At 40.7% G+C, this 16696-nt stretch carries 13 protein-coding genes; 8 read left to right on the top strand and 5 right to left on the bottom strand.

Annotation, left to right across the window (positions count from 1 at the left end):
• Nucleotides 1–2: 2 nt before the first annotated feature.
• The 5 genes from pseC to rfaD form a co-directional block, all read right to left on the bottom strand.
• Nucleotides 3–1175 (bottom strand): UDP-4-amino-4,6-dideoxy-N-acetyl-beta-L-altrosamine transaminase, encoded by a 1173-nt coding sequence (gene pseC, locus HOP38_RS15170; protein ID WP_198558412.1) that lies wholly within the window; start codon nucleotides 1173–1175, stop codon nucleotides 3–5.
• A complete protein-coding gene (pseB, locus tag HOP38_RS15165; protein ID WP_198558411.1) occupies nucleotides 1172–2185 on the bottom strand; it encodes a UDP-N-acetylglucosamine 4,6-dehydratase (inverting) in 1014 nt (337 codons plus the stop codon). Before pseB ends, pseC begins: the two co-directional genes overlap by 4 nt.
• Before the next feature lie 135 nt (nucleotides 2186–2320).
• Nucleotides 2321–3346, bottom strand: coding sequence for a hypothetical protein (locus HOP38_RS15160; RefSeq protein ID WP_198558410.1), 1026 nt, complete (start codon nucleotides 3344–3346; stop codon nucleotides 2321–2323).
• Complete coding sequence (locus tag HOP38_RS15155) at nucleotides 3346–5115, bottom strand: bifunctional glycosyltransferase family 4 protein/polysaccharide deacetylase (RefSeq protein WP_198558409.1); 1770 nt, start codon at nucleotides 5113–5115, stop codon at nucleotides 3346–3348. Before HOP38_RS15155 ends, HOP38_RS15160 begins: the two co-directional genes overlap by 1 nt.
• Before the next feature lie 135 nt (nucleotides 5116–5250).
• On the bottom strand, nucleotides 5251–6192 hold the full coding sequence (gene rfaD / locus HOP38_RS15150) for an ADP-glyceromanno-heptose 6-epimerase (RefSeq protein ID WP_198558408.1): 942 nt from the start codon (nucleotides 6190–6192) through the stop codon (nucleotides 5251–5253).
• 262 nt (nucleotides 6193–6454) lie between these two features.
• Here rfaD and HOP38_RS15145 point away from each other — a divergent pair, with 262 nt between their 5' ends.
• The 8 genes from HOP38_RS15145 (at nucleotide 6455) to HOP38_RS15110 (ending at nucleotide 16692) form a co-directional block, all read left to right on the top strand.
• Nucleotides 6455–7807 carry an MBL fold metallo-hydrolase gene (locus tag HOP38_RS15145; protein ID WP_198558407.1) on the top strand — a complete coding sequence of 451 codons (1353 nt, stop codon included), beginning with the start codon at nucleotides 6455–6457 and terminating at the stop codon, nucleotides 7805–7807.
• Nucleotides 7808–8599: 792 nt separating this feature from the next.
• Complete coding sequence (locus HOP38_RS15140; RefSeq protein WP_198558457.1) at nucleotides 8600–10000, top strand: mannose-1-phosphate guanylyltransferase/mannose-6-phosphate isomerase; 1401 nt, start codon at nucleotides 8600–8602, stop codon at nucleotides 9998–10000.
• The gene (gene cpsG / locus HOP38_RS15135) at nucleotides 10000–11385 is read left to right on the top strand and encodes a phosphomannomutase CpsG (protein WP_198558406.1); all 1386 of its coding nucleotides are present in this window, start codon (nucleotides 10000–10002) and stop codon (nucleotides 11383–11385) included. The genes HOP38_RS15140 and cpsG overlap by 1 nt, the downstream gene beginning before the upstream one ends.
• A gap of 16 nt (nucleotides 11386–11401) precedes the next feature.
• A complete protein-coding gene (locus HOP38_RS15130) occupies nucleotides 11402–12196 on the top strand; it encodes an ABC transporter permease (protein ID WP_198558405.1) in 795 nt (264 codons plus the stop codon).
• Entirely contained in the window at nucleotides 12193–13422 is a 1230-nt protein-coding gene (locus HOP38_RS15125) for an ABC transporter ATP-binding protein (protein ID WP_198558404.1), read from the top strand. Before HOP38_RS15130 ends, HOP38_RS15125 begins: the two co-directional genes overlap by 4 nt.
• A complete protein-coding gene (locus HOP38_RS15120) occupies nucleotides 13409–14329 on the top strand; it encodes an FkbM family methyltransferase (RefSeq protein ID WP_198558403.1) in 921 nt (306 codons plus the stop codon). Before HOP38_RS15125 ends, HOP38_RS15120 begins: the two co-directional genes overlap by 14 nt.
• 16 nt (nucleotides 14330–14345) lie before the next feature.
• Nucleotides 14346–15569 carry a hypothetical protein gene (locus tag HOP38_RS15115; protein ID WP_198558402.1) on the top strand — a complete coding sequence of 408 codons (1224 nt, stop codon included), beginning with the start codon at nucleotides 14346–14348 and terminating at the stop codon, nucleotides 15567–15569.
• Complete coding sequence (locus HOP38_RS15110; protein ID WP_198558401.1) at nucleotides 15538–16692, top strand: glycosyltransferase; 1155 nt, start codon at nucleotides 15538–15540, stop codon at nucleotides 16690–16692. The genes HOP38_RS15115 and HOP38_RS15110 overlap by 32 nt, the downstream gene beginning before the upstream one ends.
• The last annotated feature ends 4 nt before the right edge of the window (nucleotides 16693–16696 follow it).

The raw sequence follows: 16696 nt of genomic DNA, 5'->3' as shown, positions 1-16696 counted from the left end.
TGCTAGCTCGCTAAAATCTCAGTCAAGATGGCAACAACGGTATCTTGCTGACTATCAGTCATACCATGAAACATTGGTAACGAAATAGCTTCTTGATAGTAGCGCTCAGATTCAGGGAAATCACCGATGGCAAAGCCCATTTGTTGATAATATGGCTGAGTATGTACCGGAATATAATGCAAGTTGACCCCAATGCCTTGCTCACGTAATGCATTGAATACTTGTTGGTGAGTCAGAGTGATCTCATCAAGCTTCAAACGGATAACGTACAGGTGCAGACCAGAGTAGGTATCCTCTAACTGATACGGGCGCACAACGGGTAAAGCTTCTAATAACGCATTGTATCGAGAGGCCAAGTTATGACGAGCCGCGACAAATTGCGTCAAACGCTGCATTTGGGTGACACCCAATGCAGCTTGCAATTCAGTCATTCGATAGTTAAAACCCAAATCTATCTGCTGGTAGTACCATGCACCATGCGATTCTCCCTGCATCATTGCAGGATCTCGTGTGATACCGTGGCTACGTAACAGTGCCATTTTATCCGCGAGTGTTTGGCTATTGGTCAGTGCCGCACCACCTTCGGCTGTCGTCACGATTTTTACTGGGTGGAAGCTAAACACCGTGATATCCGAGTACTCACAGTTTCCAATAGGCTTACCGAGATACTTTCCACCAATCGCATGAGAAGCGTCTTCAATCACTTTGAAACCATATTCTTTGGCAAGTTTGCCAATGGCTTTCATGTCACAAGGCTGACCGCATAGGTGCACTGGAACCACCACTTTTGGCAGCTTGCCTTCAGCTTTTGCCTGAATCAGCTTCTGCTCAAGCTTCTCGGGACACATGTTGTAGGTTTTTGGGTTGATATCGACGAAGTCAACCTTGGCACTGCAGTACAGGCCACAGTTTGCTGATGCGACAAAGGTGACAGGCGAGGTCCACAACCAGTCACCCTCACCTAAGCCTAAAGCCAGACAAGCGATGTGCAAAGCAGAGGTCGCGCTGTTGACTGCCAATGCGTGCGCCGCGCCGGTATGAGCTGTAAGCATTGACTCGAACTCGGGTACCTTTGGTCCTTGAGTCAAAAAGTCAGAGTTAAGAACGTCAACAACAGCGTCGATATCTTGTTGAGTAATCTCTTGTTTGCCGTATGGAATCACGTTACTTCTCACACTATAAAGTTTGGATCAACATGCTCTTTGATCAGTGCACGCAACCCTTCAATGGTTTCCCACTCGGTATTGGTTCCTGAGTTGTATTTGAAACCAAACGGTACTTTCTCAGCTTTGTGGTGATTCAAGTACTCTTCCTCAGTATATGTAAATGATACAGAGGGCAGAATGGCGTAGTACTTACCCAAGTCAATGGTGTTGAGAGAATCAGTATCGGTGATCATTTCTTCATGGAGCTTTTCTCCAGGACGAATACCGACAACTTTCGTTTTGCACTCAGGTGCTACTGCTTCGGCAATATCCATGATCTTGTAAGAAGGGATCTTCGGTACAAAAATCTCGCCGCCAAGGTGGTGTTCCAACGCGTACATCACCATGTTCACACCGTCTTGCAAAGAGATGTTGAATCGAGTCATCTCTTCATGAGTGATAGGTAACAGGCCTTCTTCTTTCTTCTTCAGGAAGAATGGGATAACAGAGCCTCTTGAGCCCATGACGTTGCCGTAGCGTACCACGCTGAAACGGATGTCTTTAGAGCCCTTAATGTTATTGGCTGCAGTGAACAATTTATCAGAGGCAAGCTTAGTCGCGCCATATAGATTAATCGGAGCACATGCTTTGTCAGTGGAGAGTGCCACAACATCATGAACGCCACATTGCAGGGCTGCCTGAATCACGTTTTCCGCGCCATCAACGTTAGTTCGAATACATTCTGTAGGGTTGTACTCTGCTGTATCTACCTGTTTGATTGCTGCTGCGTGAATAATCACATCCACGCCTTCACACGCCTGAATCATGCGGTTTCGATCACGAACGTCACCGATAAAGAAGCGCAGCTGAGGAAAATCTTTGTGAGGATATTGCTGCTTAAGCTCGAACTGCTTCAGTTCATCTCTTGAGAAGATAATGATCTTCTTTACATCCTCATAACGTTCAAGAATCGTTTTGATGAATTGTTTTCCGAATGAGCCTGTGCCACCAGTAATCAGCACGGTTTTGTTATTTAACATGAAAAAGTATCCTTTGCTTGCAACGTATGGTCTTGTGACATTGCCAGTTGCTTTGTTACTAGTATAACACGCACATTGCGACAGTCATGTGCTTTGCTAGCCGCCAGAAGGCGACGCAGGTTTAGGGGGATGAGCTTAATTCAAAGACTCAAAATGACCATCTTTGGTAATAATGGAGTCTAAGATCTGCTCTTTATTTAACTGATTTCTTATCTCCAAAATGACCTGACTTTGTCGTCCATCGTCTATGAGAGTGACAGGTAATTCTGGGAAAAGTTTCTTTAAGGTGAACAGGGCCGTAGAGTAAGGGCCAACCACTCTGGAAAAAGTCAGGCGTTTGGTCAGTATCTCAAGCTCCATCGGACGGTCAGGAGTGTGATATTCGACCGACTTAATGGCCTTTACGGCTTTTGTCACGGCTTCACTCTCATTACGATGCGGAAAATAAACCACTTTCTGAGCTTTGCTCTCAGTAAAAAGCATGATTTCTTTTAAGTGGGCATCCAGCGATTTTTGGTTTTTATGCCCAATAGCACCCTGACCAATAAATGCCACTGGTCCCTGTGCATCATACGCATTAAAAGAGTCAAAGCGACTGAGCAGGTCGGCAAATTGGTTAATCTGACTATCAAAAAGTTCGTCAGAAAAATCGAACATAGAGTAAACCAACAGGTTATCAGGTACGGGTAACACACCCACAGGTTGAACGCCCTGCAGGCGAAGCAGCAAGTCATGAAACCAACGTTTGCGGGAGTAGGGTACGGCGGGCTTAATGTACTTCTCAACTTCATTGATGCTAAGGGTGCCGTCATCAAAATAAACGGTACGGCGGAACGAAAGGTTCTTGCGAACCAGGTTCACTCGCCAGCTAGCAAACTCACCAAAGCAAAAGTGATCAATAGATAATCCGTGGCTGGAAAGATAACGCTTCAATTTTCTAATAAAGGCGGGTGTGGTAAAGGTTCTGTTTCCGGTCTTCAACTCAAAGGTACAATCCCAGTTATCTCGGGATATCAGTTGTTGCAGTTGTTCCAAACCTCTTACGGTATCACCCACTTCCAGAATTAAAATATTACAAGATGCGTCAAATGCTTTTCTTGCTTCAAATGCACATAGATACTGCAACGGTGAAGTCACATAGAATACATTTGCTACTTTCATTATTTCTTTGCCTTTCTAAACAAATAATTGCCACGCACCTTGCGCCACAACCCAAACACATCTGTTTTCGGGAAAATCGCAATACGGCGGATCTGATAGGGATCTTTATGAAATTGCAGTGGTCCCGAGTTGGTGGCGACTGCATACTGATAACCTACCTCTTTAGCGATATCTTTTGAGGTCTGATTATGCTCACCAAATGGGTAAGCGAACGAAGTTAGGGGTTTGCCGATGGTCGCCTCTAACGCCGCTTTGTTCTCGATGATTTCATGGAGCTGCTGTTCATTCGATAAAGTGTTAAGTTTAGGGTGAGTCAGGGTATGCCCGCCAATCTCAATCAGCTCGGATTGCGACAGTAACTTAACCTGGTCAGTATTCATTAATGGCACAGACGTCTCAGGATTACTTGGGTTTTCAACATCCCAGCGGTTAAAAGTTTCACCAGTAACCACATAAACCACGGCTTTGAAGTCGTATTTTTGTAAAACAGGGAGCATCAGCTCTAAATTATCGACATAGCCATCGTCGACCGTCAACATAATGTAACGCTTACCCGCTTCGAGCCTGCGAATTAAACGCCCATCCTGCAGATCCTCAAACGTCAGTGTTTCAAATCCCATCTTTTTCAATAGAGCCATATGCTTATCAAACATATCGATATGCAGGTAGGTACCGTGAACGCCTTTGCCACTGTCATCTTTAATAAAGCGGTGATACATGATTACAGGCATTTCACGCTTTAGTGTAGTGACATAGACGTCTTGATAAATACGCTCTATTTGGTCAACAATCGAAGAGAGAGTATAGTGTTCGCGTATGGTATCGCTGATGGCCATTGAGCAATGTGCAGTCGTGAGCCCTTGCTCTACAAAGGAAGGAATCGAGCCAAAGTCGATATCGAGATCTTTTGGCCCTATATCGCCAAAGTTTGTGGCCATCGCTTCTGAAACATTTGTTTTGTCGATCACACCAATGCACTTCGCTTCACCGATAGCCAGAGTAGGGCGGCCACAAAGCAAGGATTCCATCGCAACGCGTCCGGCTCCAATCACTAAGTCCGCTTCGCTTAGCATTGTCGGTACATCATTGGTATAACCAACAAAGTTGACGGTTGATTTAAACTTTTCGAATCTTGGTTCAAACTTAGAGCCAGTGACCACACGAATATCATATTTGTCAGCGTTTAAACACTCATCAAGCAGGCGATAACATAAGTCACCTTTCGGGCCCGTCAAGCGACCTACAATAGTAATCACAGGTTTTGCGTTGTTAGGTGCTTCAACCCATTTGAAGTTGTCAGTCTCAATACCATTGCGACTCACCTCCATCTGCTCTAAAGGTACCGCTAAATCGTTGTGTAGTTGATCACGAATCGCCTCACAAACAGGTAGTGCTCTATCACCCATAGCATGAAATTTCTTACGCGATGCATGCACGGGTTGACGACCATGCACAGTTGTTACCATAGGGGTACCAGTTAGATTACAGGCCACATGGCAGCTCCAGCTTGATGCACGAGAGTGAGCATGGACTAACTGAATATTATGTTTTTTGATTAGGTATATGAGATAACCCACATGCCAAAAACGACGTGGCACACTACGTTTGTTAAATCGCAATGAGAAAAATGGGCCGTCATGAGGTTTTGTCAGCGTATCAGAGACATAAAACACATTATGACCCCGAGCGGTGAGTTCGTTACCTACCGTAGTAGCGTAAACCTCAGCCCCAGTGACTTCAAGCTGGGACAGGGCCATAAGAATATTCATCAATAAACTCTTTCTAGATTATTCAGTTTTCATGCCGTCAGGGTTATTTTTTGAGTTTTATCCCTGCATAGGCAGGGATTTACTCTCCAGGATGACTAAACTTCAACCAAAATTCTTAAACGTAGAAGCACCTTGCTACTTATTCACGATCGCCAAATACTCAGCAACACCTTCAGCAACAGTCTTAAACTCGATATCACAACCAGCAGCACGTAAGTTGGTTAAATCAGCTTGAGTAAACTCTTGATAAGCACCTTTCAAATGGTCAGGGAATGGGATGTTTTCAATTTCCCCTTTACCGTGGTGCTTGATCGCCGCTTCTGCAATAGCCTCAAATGTCTCTGCATTGCCGGTACCGCAGTTAAAAATGCCCGAAACGCCATTTTCCATAAACCATAGATTTACTTTAGCTACGTCACCAACATAAACGAAGTCGCGCTTAAACTGGGCGCTACCTTCAAATAGTTTTGGATTCTCTCCAGCATTCATTTGGTTATTCAAATGGAATGCCACAGAAGCCATGCTGCCTTTGTGCTGCTCACGTGGGCCATAAACGTTGAAGTAACGGAATCCAGTAATTTGTGACAGTTTTTCGCCGTGTGCTTCCGCGTCAGCAGTTAGACGACGGACATAGTTATCGAACTGTTGTTTAGAGTAACCGTAAACGTTTAGTGCACCTTCATACTGGCGCTCTTCCTTAAATACAGTCGTCTCACCATAAGTTGCCGCAGAAGAGGCATAAAGGAACGGAATTTCACGCTCTAGACAGTAGTGAAGTAACTCTTTTGAATACTCATAGTTATTCAACATCACATACTTACCATCCCACTCTGTCGTAGCTGAACATGCTCCTTCGTGGAATACCGCTTCGATAGGTCCAAAATCATCGCCAGCCATAACTTGCGTTAAAAAGTCATCGCGATCCATATAGTCAGTAATATCAAGGTCAACCAAGTTTTTGAACTTACGTCCATTTTTAAGGTTGTCGACTACCAGAATATCATTTAAGCCTGCTTCGTTAAGCGCTTTGATAATGTTGCTGCCAATCATGCCAGCACCGCCAGTTACAATGATCATAAAACGGTTCCATTTGAATAGGATAATTCAGTTGAGTATATAAGATTTCCACGTAGCTTCAAAGCAAGGGAACTAAGTTCTCAGGAAGTACCAGAGTAGAAATTAATGCTTTTCCAAAGCATGTTGACGCAGGTTCTACTCTGAGACTGACAATTGTTTGGTTCTATGCGACAGAAGTTAGAATGTTATGAACTAGAGCATTGACGTTCGCTACCGGCCTACAGTAGGTCTATGTTGATAGGCATGACAACTGGAGATAGGTATGCAGTTAGCACCAAATGTAGAAGTGACACATCATGGAGGCAAAGACACAGTGACAGGTTCCTGTCATGAATTGGCAATAAATGGTGAATCTGTGCTAATTGATTGTGGGCTTTTTCAAGGAGCGGATTCTTACAATCAGACTCTGAAGATCGATTTCAGCTTAAAGCATGTGCGTGCTTTGATTCTGACGCATGCCCACATCGATCATATTGGTAGGTTACCGTGGTTGTTTGCCGCAGGGTTTCGTGGGCCTATTTATTGCACCCAGGCAACGGCTTATTTAGTTCCATTAATGTTATCCGATGGTCTTAAACTAACGCTGGATCTATCTAAAAGCGAAAGAACGCAATTCATTGATTTAATTTTTAAGCATCTGAAACCTATAAACTACTCAGAATGGACACCTATTAAGTCGAATTATGGAGGTTATTTCACTTATGTAAGATTCAATCCCGCCGGACACATTTTAGGTAGTGCCTATATTGAGTTAAAACTGCCAAAAGATGAAATAGCAGTATTCTCTGGAGATTTAGGACCTAATCATACGCCATTACTACCAGACGCTATTCCCCCCAAACGTGCTGACTACCTATTTCTAGAATCTACCTACGGTAACAAATGCCATGAATCGATCGATAAACGCACTGAAAGGTTATTGGCCATTATTAAACGAAGTTTAAAAGATGGAGGCGCGATCATTGTGCCTGCCTTTAGTGTTGGCCGAACACAGGAGTTGTTGTTTGATATTGAGTCACTACTGCATCAAAACCAACTACAATCGACGATTCCTATCATTGTTGACTCTCCCATGGCAACCAAAGTTACTAAAGCTTATCGTCGTTATCGTAAGTTATGGTCTAAAGAAGCGAAGCAGAAGATTCAGCAAGGTCGCCAACCTTTGAACTTCCTGCAGTGTGTAGTTATTGAACGTCATCAGGAACATTGTCGAGTGGTGAATAGACTAGCATCGACAGGAGAGGCTGCGATTGTCATCTCGGCATCTGGTATGTGCCAAGGAGGCAGAGTAGTTGATTATCTAAAAGCTTTACTTCCAGACAGACGAACAGACATAGTGTTCTGTGGTTATCAAGCGAACGAAACGTTAGGTCGTGATATTCAAATAGGTAAGGAACAAGTTTGGATAGACGGGACTAGTATCGAAATGAATGCAATGGTTCATACAGTATCAGGTTACTCAGCGCACGCCGATAGAGATGATCTCATAATTTTCGTAAAAGGTTGTAGGGAGTACTTAAAACAATTGCATCTGATTCATGGAGATAGTGAAGTTAAAGCGGATTTTGCACGGTTGCTCAAAGAAGAACTAGTGGATGTGGAAGTAGTGAAATGAACATCATATATAAACAGACTCTCGCTAGGTACTTCATCAATGACGAGCGGTATGTAGATTTTGTACTTTAATGTCATAATTGTGTAAATTTGAACTACCTCATACTTTCATAAAACCAGCCTATATAGTGAGAGGGATTTATCTTTATCTTGCGCCTTTTTTAATGAACAATACTCGCAGAAATGGAAATTTGAGGGCGAAAAGAGCATACAAGTGCCAATTGCCCAGAAGGAAAAAATCAAGCGATAGAGCGAACTTAGAGGGATGATTCCGTTTGAGCTTGAAATGATGTCAGTCAGTTGTAGCTAGTTGCGCAATTCTTACCTCCCTTCATTCGATACTTATTAGGTAGCGGTCAATGGCGTTTATCTGAGTTTGGTTTTCTTATCTTTGGTTTAATGTTTGAGCTGTCGCGAATCAAATTGGTTTCCTATATAATCTTCGCAAATTATGTTTACGCCGCAAGACTCCATACTTAACTATTTAGCTTTTGAGGGCTTGACTCAAGGGCGGTAGCGTATCCAATTCTAAAGAATGTCCTAGAAAAGTTACGATCATACCCATGCTCGAAGGATTGTCGGTAATCCAAGAAAGAGTCAATAGAGAAAACCTTGGATTTCAGTTCAGTTTATTTACATAAGGCTGCCTGTAATCAAAAAAGTAATGGTCTATGGTTCTATATGACTGTTTCTTTGAGTCAGAACTAACATTTCTGTCTAACCTTCAATTTTTATCTAGTGCGGACTTTCATGGACTCTAATGAAATTTACAACAATTAAGAAGCAAAATTCTATGTTTATACCTGTCATTATGGCTGGGGGATCAGGCTCACGTTTATGGCCACTCTCTCGTTCCGCATTTCCCAAGCAATTCTTAGCGCTGAATAACCACAGTTCATTGACTATGTTACAGTCGACTCTAGAACGTATTGATGGTATGTCCTCGTCGGAAGCAATCATTATTTCCAACGAAGATCATCGTTTTGTTGTGGCAGAGCAACTTCGTACCTATGGACAACGAGCGAGAATCGTTTTGGAACCTGCTGGTCGAAATACAGCTCCGGCGATAGCTCTGGCCGCGATGCAAGCGGTGATTCACGGCGACGATCCTGTCATGCTTGTTCTAGCTGCTGATCATGTAGTGCAAAACACAGAAGCCTTCCAGAAATCTATTCGTAAAGCGCAAGTCGTTGCCGAAGATGGCAAACTAGCGACATTCGGTATCGTTCCAACCGCGCCAGAAACCGGATATGGATACATTAAGCGAGGAGCGAATCAAGGTGATGCTGCCTATGTAGTAGATCAGTTTGTAGAGAAACCTAAGCTTGAGGTGGCCGAGCAGTATGTCTCTAGTGGCGAGTATTATTGGAACAGTGGTTGCTTTATGTTCAAAGCAAGTGTGTTCCTCGAAGAGCTGAAGAAGTACTCTCCAGAAATCTACAAATGCTGCTTAAAGGCAACAGAAGGTACCGTTGAGGACATGGATTTTATTCGCGTGGAAAAAAGCGAGTTTCTGAAGTGTCCCGATGATTCTGTAGATTATGCAGTAATGGAGCGTACGGAGAAGGCAGTTGTGGTGCCAATGGATGCAGGGTGGAGCGATGTAGGCTCTTGGTCTGCGCTGTGGGAAGTGTCTGAAAAAGACAATGCTGGGAATGTTATACACGGTGATGCGATTATTGAGGACACAGAGGGCTGCTATATTTATGCGCCAAATAAGCTTGTTGCCTCTGTTGGTGTTAAGGACATTGTGGTTGTAGAAACCAAGGATGCCGTACTTGTTGCTCACAAAGATAACGTCCAGAAGGTGAAAAACATTGTTGAGCACCTAAAAGCAGAGAACCGTGCAGAATATCGTGAACACCGTGAAGTTTATCGCCCTTGGGGTAAGTCAGATGCTATTGATGGCGGTGACCGTTATAAAGTGAACAGAATCACCGTGCAGCCGGGTAAAAAACAGTCTCTTCAGATGCATTATCATCGCGCAGAACATTGGGTTGTCGTTTCTGGTACGGCGAAGGTGAGTAGCAATGGCAACGAGCAAATCATCACAGAAAACCAATCAATATATATCCCGGTTGGCGTCAGCCATATGGTTGAAAATCCAGGTAAAATGCCTTTGGAACTAATCGAAATTCAATCAGGTTCATACCTAAACGAAGATGATGTTGTACGTTTAGAGGAAAATAAGTAATGACGAAGTTAACATGTTTTAAAGCCTACGATATCCGCGGTCAGCTTGGAGAAGAGCTCAATAATGACATCGCATATCGCATTGGTCGTGCTTATGGGCAGTTCTTAAAAAGCGATAGCGAAGGCGAGAAATCGATAGTTGTTGGTGGTGATGTTCGCCTTACTAGTGAAGAACTAAAACTGTCTCTAAGTGACGGATTAATGGATTCAGGTGTCAACGTATTGGATATTGGCCTATCGGGTACAGAAGAAATCTACTTTGCTACTTTTCATCTAGGTGTTGACGGTGGTGTTGAAGTAACGGCAAGTCACAACCCTATGGATTACAACGGTATGAAGTTGGTGCGTGAAGGTGCTAAGCCAATCAGTGGTGATACCGGTTTACGTGATATTCAGACTCTTGCAGAAGAGAATGTGTTTATTGATGTAGTTGCTAAAGGTACCTACAAGAAGATTGATATCCTAAGTGACTATACTGACCATTTAATGGGGTATATCAACGCAAGCAACATCAAACCGATGAAGTTAGTGATCAACTCGGGTAACGGAGCTGCAGGCCATGTCATCGATTCTTTGGAAGAGCGCTTTAACGCTTTGAATATTCCTTTGGAAATCATTAAAGTCCATCACGAGGAAGATGGCAATTTCCCGAATGGTATCCCAAACCCGCTACTACCAGAATGTCGGGAGGACACTGCAAATGCGGTGAAAGCGCATAAAGCTGATATGGGCATTGCCTTCGATGGTGACTTCGATCGCTGCTTCCTGTTTGATGAAAATGGCGACTTCATAGAAGGCTATTATATAGTAGGTCTACTAGCGGAAGCTTTCTTGCAAAAAGAAAAAGGCGCAAAGATTATTCATGACCCACGACTGTCTTGGAATACGATTGATGTCGTTAACCAGTCAGGTGGTGTTCCAATTCTGTGTAAAACAGGTCATGCTTTTATTAAAGAGCGCATGCGTAAAGAAGATGCGATTTATGGTGGTGAAATGAGTGCTCACCATTATTTCCGCGACTTCGCATATTGTGACTCAGGGATGATTCCTTGGTTATTGGTGACGGAGTTATTATCTGTAAAAGGGATGAACCTCTCTGAAACCGTAAAAGAACGTATTGAAGCGTATCCTTCTTCTGGTGAGATAAATTCAAAACTTACCAACTCTCAAGATGCCATTAAGCGAGTATTAAATACCTATAAAGGGGAGGCGCTCGTTTTTGGTGAGATTGATGGTATTAGCTTGGAATTTGAGGAGTGGCGATTCAATCTACGTTCTTCGAATACAGAACCCGTTGTTAGGTTGAATGTAGAGTCTAAAGCGAATTATGAACTTTTAGGCAGAAAAACCAAAGAGTTACTAAATTTGCTTGGTGAAGAAGATTAAGTTATTGGGGTCAGAAATGCTTTCGTTTTTTAAAAACATATGGAACTACCGATACTATATTGTATCTTCGATAAAAACGGACTACAAAACAAGATATGCAAGAAGTAGACTAGGGCTACTTTGGGCGGTATTGCAGCCTTTGGCTATGGTTCTTGTATATGCTTTCATACTGTCTAACATTTTAACGGCAAAACTCCCTGGCGTTGTCACTCAATATGCTTACCCCATATATATTCTGAGTGGAATAGTTGCTTGGACGTTATTTTCTGAGATAGTGAACCGAATTCTTACGGTATTCATTGATAATGCAAGCTTAATTAAGAAAATGAGTTTCCCAAAGATAGCATTGCCGATAGTAGTCACAGGAAGTTCACTAGTTAACTATGTCCTTTTTTTAGTTCTAGCCTTCTCGGTTTTTTTTATTCTCGGGCATCACGCCTATAGGTATTTGTACTGGCTTCCTGCTTTAACTACAATCCTTCTGCTATTTTCCATCGGCTTTGGGCTACTATTTGGATTGTTGAACGTTTTTATACGAGACGTAGGGCAGATAGTAACTATACTCTTGCAATTTTGGTTCTGGTTCACACCAATTGTATACATGATTTCAATTATTCCCCATCAATATCAGTATGTTATATATTTGAATCCTTTAACAGGAATTATACAGGGGTACCAAGATGTTCTCCTTTATGATAGATCTCCTAATCTATCTATGTTGCTTTATCCTTCGATTTTATCAGTACTTTTATTCTCTTTAGCTATATATGTTTATAAAAAAGCAAGCAAAGAAATGGCGGATGTTTTATGAGTGAGATCCTTACGGTAAGAAACTTAAGTAAGTCCTACGTGGAATATGATAGTGAATTATTCAGGGTCCTTGGATGGTTTGGTTTTAATTCGAGAAACAAGAAACAAGAAGTCTTAAAGGACATTAGCTTTTCAATAAAGAAAGGTGAGGCTGTTGGGGTAATAGGTAAGAACGGGGCTGGGAAAAGTACGTTATTAAAATTGATTACCGGAACTCTAAACCCAACAAAAGGAGAAGTTAAATCCTTTGGAAGAACTTCTGCAATTCTTGAATTAGGGATGGGTTTCAACCCTGAATTAACGGGTAGAGAAAATACATACCATTCCTCTGGCTTAATGGGGCAATCTCAAGAGGCCATCAATAAAAAAGTCAAGGAGATAGAGGATTTCGCCGAAATTGGTGAGTTTTTCGATTTGCCGATTAGAACCTATAGCAGCGGTATGCAAGCGAGGCTAGCTTTTGCTGTAGCTACTGCCTTTCGCCCCGATATTCTAATCGTTGATGAGGCTTTGAGTGTTGGTGACGTCAGCTTTCAAGCAAAATGCTTCAATCATATGAAGCAAATTAAGGAATCTGGAACTTCAATCTTATTAGTATCACATGATGCACAAGCTATCATGAACTTTTGTGACCGAGCTATTCTCCTGCACGAAGGAGAAGTCGCTTTCGATGGTGTATCAAAAGAAACCATACAGTTATATGATAAACTAGTTGATAACTATGAAAAAATTGAGAAGACACGGTCAAAAGAAAGCGAGAATCTGAGTAGCCATAGGTTATCGGGCTGTGATGTTTTAGACAAAAATGGTTTACCTCAAAGAACGTTCTTCCCTGGAGACCAGGTTACTTTGAGAGCTAGATTTCATTGTGGTAGTTTGCTCAACGAACCACATGTTGGCTTTCGGGTAGCAGATAGATTCGGTGTGTCTGTATTTGAGACCAATACTCATTGCATGGGGGTCAAAAGTGAAGAAATCAAAAAAGGTAATGATCTAACAGTAGAGTTTAGCTTCTGCTTAAATGTAGGGCACGGGGAGTTCTCCATTGATTTTGCACTTGTCAATGAGGGTATCAATGAACGTTCGTTTAGAGAGTCACTTTTAATGTGTCATAACGTTATTAATATTAATGTGATCGAGAATAAGAGTAGTTTTATTTTTAGTGGTACAGCTTACTTTGAACCAAGTGTAAAAATATCTATAGGTGATAATTATGATAATAGTTGATGTTGGGGCGAATCATGGTGATTTTGCTTTAGATATAGCAAAGAAGAATAACCAATATAAAGTAATAGCTATAGAACCCATTAATAGCCTAGTAGATATAATCAAAGAAGACATCTTGAAGAATAGTATTAAAAATATAGATGTAATTCCTGTTGCCATAGATATTGAAGCTAGAATAGCGAAGATGAATATCGCTAGTCACCATGATTGGGGGGTGTCAAGCCTACTGAGTTTTTCTGAAACAAAACTATCTGATGAGTACTGGAGTACTCGAGAGGATATGTATTTCGATGCTACACAAGATGTAGAAGTCAAACCTTTATCTATGATTTTGTCAGAGTATAATGTTGGGCCAGAAAATAGGGTGGCGTTTATAAAAATAGATACTCAGGGATTGGACCTAGAAGTTCTGCTATCGGCTGGTCATTATATTCAATATATCGATGCAGGTATGCTTGAAGTGAGTATCAATACCGACCTGGGCCTTTATCTCGAAGAAGAAAATGATTTAACTAATGTGTTGGCATGGCTAAAGGAAAATGATTTCAAACCATATAAACTCAAACCAAATGACCACGCGTCGAATGAGTTTAACCTATATTTTTGTAAGAATAGCTTAAACAGCGATGAAATTGAAAAAACGTTATCTTTAAGAGGTATAGACCTTTATGATGGTAAGTTTTATTGGCATTTTCCGTCCCCCAAATTACTATCTATTGAAGAAGAATACCAGAACCTGATACAAGAAAATAATAATAACCGCTCTAAGTTGGCTAACTTAAATAAGGTGTTGAGAGATGTTGATCCTACTTTGCAGACCATTGACGATTTAGATGAGTATTTCAAAAATAGAAAAGCAGTTAGTCTTTTTTTTAAAATAATGAAAATATTAAAAATAATTAAATAATCTTGGTGGTTAACTGATGAGCTTAGAGAAAAATAAGGACGAAGCGTTCTATTATATTTGTGAGAATATATCTGGGAATGATAAAGTCGCATGGTTGGGTGATTGCCCTATAATAAAAAGTGATGCCGTATCTCTCAATGCTTCGACGAACTATAGGGCGCACTCCTCGCTACATGCAAAATATGATGCAATACTTTTAACTGAAAAAGAACTTTTCTCCTTGTACCCGAACTCTTGGAAGTTAGTTTTAGATGAAGCAATTAGAATGTTGTGTTCAAAAGGAACTTTAATAGTTAGAACTAAAGATAGTCAAGAAGGAACGTTATTTGATTTCAAATCCTGTTTAGGTAGAAATCCTAACAACCAAGTGTCTTTAGTTGATCAAAAAATAATAGCAGGAGAGACAATTAGCGTATTTTCTGTTATTCGTTTGAATAATGATTATTATAAAGATAGTTCTTGGACATTTGGTATATTGTCTAATGGAGAAAAAAACGAAAATGTTATCAGTTTGGTAAGAAAGGCTATTAAGCTATCAGGTAAAACTAAAGTTGAATTTCTTATTGCTGGTCCCAAAATTGATGAATTATCCGAGTATGATAATGTCCGTTTCATTTTCAGAACTAAAGACAATTTGCCAAGAATCTCTGAGAAGAAAAAATTGATACTTCAAGAAGCCTCAAATGCAAATGTATTGCTTATCCATGATCGGTATCAAATAGATGATAACTTCTTTGATGGTTTCATCGATTTTGGCTATGACTTTGATTTTATTACTGTTCGGCAAAAGTACCCATCCGGAGTTGAATTTCCATCATACTTGTACTTTCCTGTAAACAAAAAAATATGGCAGTCACCTGTAAAAATTGAAAACTTGGATAAAGCTTTTGATTCCTCGTTCCTAAACGGTGGGTTACTAGTTGTGAAAAAACACTTAGCAGATAAGTGTAACTTTAACGCACTGTTACTTCACAACGAGGCTGAAGATGTAGAAGTTTCTATGCAGATGTGCTCTATTGGTATTTATCCTAGAATCAATACAATCTCTGTTGCGCATACAATTGGTATTAATGAAGAATATACCAATACATTTGCTACTGACTCAGATGTACAAACAAAAGGTATTAATAAATTTAAAAAGATTCTATTTTCAGTGTGGTGTCATATGCCAGAAAGTGTAAGGTCAAAAATTAGAGGAACTAAGTGGTATGATAAAGCCCAAACTCTGTATCGTCGTTGATGATAGCATATTAAATCATCATCATGGAGTTCGAAGGTATATTCTGTCGATATCAGAATGTTTAAATGATGTATATGAAGTAGAGTTTTTTCATTGGCACTCTAGTGAACTCGGAAAGTGTGTATATAATAAACTTATTTTTGATCAAAGATACGCTGTTAATAATGGATTCAATGAAAGTGTAAAACTTGATAATATTGATAAAAATAGTCTAATTGATTTTTTTACTAATGAAATCAATGAGAAAAATAATAATTCCTATTTTCCATTTACGCTCTTATATTACGGTTCAAAGTTGCCAAGAACTGATGTTTGTATAGTAGGTTCACCCTGGATTATGTATCAGATAAATGAGGGTCTTAATGCACAAAAAACCTACTGCATAGGATATGATGCTATTCCTATTATGTATGCGATGAACACTAGTTCTGATGATGGTCTTTATCGTTTTGCGAGAGAACATTATTTGGGATACGAGCGTGCTATTAATGAGTATAACGGAGTGCTTGCTATCTCTGAAGCTTCAAAAATACAAATGTCCTATTTAAATCTAGATAATGATAGTATTTTTGTAGTTCCGCCTTTTATACCATACGGCTTTAATAATGTTGAGAACTCTAAGAGGTATGATAATTCGATTATATTGGCTGCACCTTTTGATGAACGCAAAGGTTTCAAGCGAATACCATCTCTTTTGAATAAAACGAATGTGGAGCGCGTAATAATATTTGGAGGTGTTAGATGCCGTCAAGAAGACATACTAGATTTCTTCGAGCAGCTTGAATGTTGTGAGGTTGAGTGGTGGCCTAAGGTCACTACAGAGGACCAGATTCGATTATATAGTTCATCATCTCTCTTACTATTTCCGTCATACTCAGAAGGTCTTGGGTTGCCTGTAATAGAAGCCCTAGCTTGTGGCACAAATGTCTTGGTTAGTGATATTGAACCATTAAATAGTCTCGTAGAAAGAAGTTCAGTCCTCCTTAGTAAAGATGAAGAGGTAAAAGCCCAAATAAATAAACAGCTTAGTTCATTTAGGTGCGCAGAAAATAAGAATTTTTCTCAGGCTCATTGGGGGAAAAATGAATTCACTAATAAAATGCTAAAGTTATTCGAAAGGTGATAAA

This window comes from Vibrio mediterranei, assembly GCF_013364395.1.
Classification (GTDB): Bacteria; Pseudomonadota; Gammaproteobacteria; order Enterobacterales; family Vibrionaceae; genus Vibrio; species Vibrio mediterranei.
The sequence above is the reverse complement of the archived record's forward strand: the minus strand, read 5'-3'. Positions and strand labels throughout refer to the sequence as shown.

Excerpts from the sequence above, each read along its gene's own strand:
- pseB (WP_198558411.1), bottom strand. The coding sequence starts at position 2,185 with ATGTTAAATAACAAAACCGTGCTGATTACTGGTGGCACAGGCTCATTC.
- HOP38_RS15160 (WP_198558410.1), bottom strand. The coding sequence starts at position 3,346 with ATGAAAGTAGCAAATGTATTCTATGTGACTTCACCGTTGCAGTATCTA.
- HOP38_RS15155 (WP_198558409.1), bottom strand. The coding sequence starts at position 5,115 with ATGAATATTCTTATGGCCCTGTCCCAGCTTGAAGTCACTGGGGCTGAG.
- rfaD (WP_198558408.1), bottom strand. The coding sequence starts at position 6,192 with ATGATCATTGTAACTGGCGGTGCTGGCATGATTGGCAGCAACATTATC.
- HOP38_RS15145 (WP_198558407.1), top strand. The coding sequence starts at position 6,455 with ATGCAGTTAGCACCAAATGTAGAAGTGACACATCATGGAGGCAAAGAC.
- HOP38_RS15140 (WP_198558457.1), top strand. The coding sequence starts at position 8,600 with ATGTTTATACCTGTCATTATGGCTGGGGGATCAGGCTCACGTTTATGG.
- cpsG (WP_198558406.1), top strand. The coding sequence starts at position 10,000 with ATGACGAAGTTAACATGTTTTAAAGCCTACGATATCCGCGGTCAGCTT.
- HOP38_RS15130 (WP_198558405.1), top strand. The coding sequence starts at position 11,402 with ATGCTTTCGTTTTTTAAAAACATATGGAACTACCGATACTATATTGTA.
- HOP38_RS15125 (WP_198558404.1), top strand. The coding sequence starts at position 12,193 with ATGAGTGAGATCCTTACGGTAAGAAACTTAAGTAAGTCCTACGTGGAA.
- HOP38_RS15120 (WP_198558403.1), top strand. The coding sequence starts at position 13,409 with ATGATAATAGTTGATGTTGGGGCGAATCATGGTGATTTTGCTTTAGAT.
- HOP38_RS15115 (WP_198558402.1), top strand. The coding sequence starts at position 14,346 with ATGAGCTTAGAGAAAAATAAGGACGAAGCGTTCTATTATATTTGTGAG.
- HOP38_RS15110 (WP_198558401.1), top strand. The coding sequence starts at position 15,538 with ATGATAAAGCCCAAACTCTGTATCGTCGTTGATGATAGCATATTAAAT.